Raw genomic sequence first — 3,752 nt, forward strand, 5'->3', positions numbered from 1 at the left:
CGGGGGTTGTCTCCGGCAAAAGTCCTGTCATTGAGAATCTGTTGATACTCTTGCCAGTTGTCCGGGTCGGCGCTCCAGGTGGCCGCTTTTGCCCAGCCCTGGATGATTTTCTCCAAATCCGCTTTTGGGGTCTGCTCGTAAGTGGCTTGCAGCATCAGCATGCCCTCCGGAACCGATCCCGGGTAATCCGCGCTGGTGGCGACAACCACTCCCGCGCCTTTTTCAACCGCGGCCGTTGCAAACGGGTCATAGGCCATGAGGACCTTGAATTGATTTTCGACGAACATGCGGAGCCCGACGTCCGGAGTTTCTTGTTGCAGCGTGAAATCGGCTACCTGCAGTCCATGGGTGCTCAGATAGCAATTGAGGAAGTAACCAAGTGACGGTTCATCAAGATAGACGCCCACCGTGTTGGATTTGTGCGCGGCCAGGTCCAGTCCCTTTTTTGCAATGATCTTATCGCCGCCGTCAGACCAATCGGTCTCCGCGATGATCACCTCGTGATGACCCTCCTGAAATCTGCCTACGGCCGTACCCAGCATGTCGAACTGTATGGTGACGTCGCCTGCTATCAGCGCCTGGTTCATTTGAATGTTGGATTCCAGGTTGGCGACTTCCACATCAACTCCCAGTTCCCGCCAGAACCCCTTGGCCTCCGCCACGTGCACCGGGCTCCAACCGGCCCATGGGACAACGGCGATTTTATAGGGCGCCTGGTTGGCGGAAACGGGTAAAGACAGCAACACACTTACAATCGCCGTCAATCCAGGGGATATTGCCTTGCTCACATCTGTTCTCCTAAATATTCGCGTGCCGCAGAACAACGAGCCAGGAGCGGGGCATCTTCACTCGCGCTTCAGCGCCCGGCGAAAAATAGTCGCCTCGTCGTGAGAGACCTCGTCTGCAGATTAGATCAAGGTTTCCCCCTTCCGTCAAAGAACCTTCGAACACGCCATTGTCCGCGGTCTCAATCAGTCGAACATGGCAGTCATTGAGATCGACGATCCGCTCTTCCTTGGCGTCGAGAATCATTCCCGATCCCGCGTCGGGGTTTCCTTCGTGGTTTCCAGAGATTTCCACCTTCCGCTGCTAGAACTCCCGGCGGAGCCCGACGTATACACTGTGGATCCGCAGAGGGGCCCGGGTTCCCGCGACGTTGTCGATTGCTCGCCGCTGGTCACCGCGCACCACGTCGATCGGTCCATCGTCGGTCTCGATCCAGCCGAAGTCGCTGTACCGATATCCCCCTTCCACAAGAAAATGAGAGGTTACTCGAACGGCCACGCCGGCGCCGACATCCCACGCAAGATCCCAATGCGTACCCCCGCGCGTCGTCGTCGACGCGGGATTCGCCGCCAGCCCCGGGAACTCGTAGGTCACGTCGCCGACGCGGTTCCGAGACATGCCCACCCCAATGCCCACGAAGGGTTCGATCCTGCCTCTCGTCAGGATGGGACCCAGGTCCAAGATTCCTCGAACCATGACCGCGGTCTGGGTGACTTCGGCCGAGGCCGGCTGGCGCTCGCCGGCACCGAGGAATGTCGCGTTACCAGCGAACTCGAGTCCCGGGCGATGCGACAGCGCCACTTCCACCGGTAAATACCGCAGCGCTCGGAGGCCGGCCGCGAGCTCCACGCCAGGGCTCTCTCCGAAGTTGCCCCGGGCACCGATCGGTTCGCCGTCCTCGCCTGGCTGACAGCCGAAAAAATTCAACAGCGGCGCGGCATCGCAGGCGCGATCCGCTAGCCGAGTGTCGGTCGCGGCCTCGTAGCCAACTGCCCCGCGCACGTACGCGCGCGAGCGGTCCTGCGCCGAAGCGGCAGAGACGACGGTGACCGCCATAACCAAAAGGGTGCCGAGGATTGAACGATGGAACACGCAAATGATGATGAATGAACTCGGCGGCTTTCGCTACTTCGACTCGATGAACCCGATGGTCCGGGCTCTCATCGGTCTTCCCTCCGTTTCCGAATCGATGGACAGACGTTCGTTGTTGAGCTACGGTGTCGCCCTTATTTCAAGGGGACGACAACACGCAAATCCCCGGTCGCTCCAAACCGCAAAGCGGCGCCGCGCCCGCCTCAGATCGAGGCCTTGAAGGTCTCCGCGAGCGTCTCCGCGTCGGTGCGGTTCCAGGTGGCGTTGACGGTGACGAGGAACTCCCCGCTCCCGCCTCTCGGCGGAGAGAGGAAAACGCCGTGCGCCCGGAGCTTCTCACGAAAGCGCCCCGGATCCGTGTCGCGGACCGTCATTCGGAAGATGTTGCTTCCGTTCCGCATCGGTCGTACCGCGAACGAACGCTCTCCGTTCAGTAGCGAGAAGAACTTCTTCGCGGTTTGCATGGCGACGCCGAACTCTGCTTCGAAACCCTCGAAGTAGTGAAGGGTCACGGCGGCGAAAGGCCACGCTGCGGGAAGCGCCCCTCCGAACATCCGACGCATGTGGTAGAGGCCGTCGATGACTTCCTTGGGTCCGGCCAGGATGGCGCCGGATGCGGCGTTGAAATACTTCCACAACGACACATAGACGGTGTCGAAGTGCGAGGCGTACTCCCGGGGGGAAATGCCCGTCGCTCCCGACGCCATGTACAGCCGAGCGCCGTCCAGATGGGTCTTGATGCTGTTCTCTCTCGCGAAAGCACAGATGCGTTTCATCTCCTCGTAATCGAACATCTCGCCGAGCTTGCGGCGCACGGGAGATTCGATGACGAGCGCCCCCACCCCGGTCGCGACCCGGCCGGTGCCGGTGCGCTCGACGACCTCCTGGACCTGCTCGAGCGTGAACGTCGCCGTCTCGGACGCCAAGGGGACGAGGTTGAGCTGGCTCAACTGCTGGGCGCAGTCTCCCGAGTCGTTGTAGATGTGGCTGTCGTCGGGCACGAGGACCCTCGGTTGATCGCCCGCGAGCACCCTCACCGCGACGTGGTTCGCCAGCGTACCGGTCGCAAAATAAATCGCGCGCTCCTTTCCGAGCGCCGCGGCCATCTTCTCCTCGAGCTCCTCGACCACACCGCCCCGCGAGTAGTCGTCCTCCTCGATCCCGCTCGTCGTGACGATCTTCGTGAGAACGTCGACCGACTCACTGGGCGACAGACCGAGCCCGTCGCCGAAGAGCTTTACGAGCTTCACTGGCGCCGTGGTGCTAGGCGTTTCTGGAGTCGCACTCAGTAGCGGTGTCGCCGCGACGAGCTTCAGAAAGCTTCTTCGGCTTGGCTCTTGCACGATCACCTCCTCGCCGGTCCTCTGATGACCCGGCCCGGCCTCTCGCCGGTGAACGCTCCACTCTGGATCACGGGAGTCCCATTGATGATGACGTACCGAATTCCCACCGAGTACTGGTGGGGGTCGGTGTAGGTGGCGCGGTCGGCGACGGTATCCGCGTCGAAGACGGTGATGTCGGCGATGAATCCCTCGCGGAGGAGGCCGAGATCGTCCTGGCCGATCTGTTCCGCCGAGAGAGACGTCATTCGGCGGACGGCTTCCTCGAGCGAGATCACCTTCAGCTCCCGCACGTAGCGGCCGAGGACGCGGGGGAACGTGCCGTAGCTTCTCGGGTGAGGAAAGCCTTCGCCGTAGGCGACGGCGTCGCCGTCGGTGTTGATCATGGTCATAGGGTGTTTCAGGATCCTCTGGACGTCTCTGTCGTCCATCGAGTGGTAGATGGCGCCGAATCCACCCGCGAGCTGGAGCTCGATGACAAGGTCGATGCCGTTCTCGATGGTCGGCTCGAGGCCCCGGTCGCGCGCCAGATCG

At 61.8% G+C, this 3,752-nt stretch carries 4 protein-coding genes; all 4 read right to left on the bottom strand.

Annotated elements, in window-relative coordinates:
- Positions 1-788, bottom strand: a 788-nt coding sequence (locus VEK15_29420; protein HXV64854.1) for an ABC transporter substrate-binding protein, incomplete at its 3' end; no start/stop codon positions are given.
- Between the two features lie 301 nt (positions 789-1,089).
- Positions 1,090-1,878 (bottom strand): outer membrane beta-barrel protein, encoded by a 789-nt coding sequence (locus tag VEK15_29425; protein ID HXV64855.1) that lies wholly within the window; start codon positions 1,876-1,878, stop codon positions 1,090-1,092.
- A gap of 203 nt (positions 1,879-2,081) precedes the next feature.
- Positions 2,082-3,221: a beta-eliminating lyase-related protein gene (locus VEK15_29430; protein HXV64856.1), complete on the bottom strand. Its 1,140-nt coding sequence runs from the start codon at positions 3,219-3,221 to the stop codon at positions 2,082-2,084.
- A gap of 2 nt (positions 3,222-3,223) precedes the next feature.
- On the bottom strand, positions 3,224-3,752 hold a 529-nt coding region (locus VEK15_29435; GenBank protein HXV64857.1), incomplete at its 5' end, for an amidohydrolase family protein.

Source organism: Vicinamibacteria bacterium, assembly GCA_035620555.1.
Classification (GTDB): domain Bacteria; phylum Acidobacteriota; class Vicinamibacteria; order Marinacidobacterales; family SMYC01; genus DASPGQ01.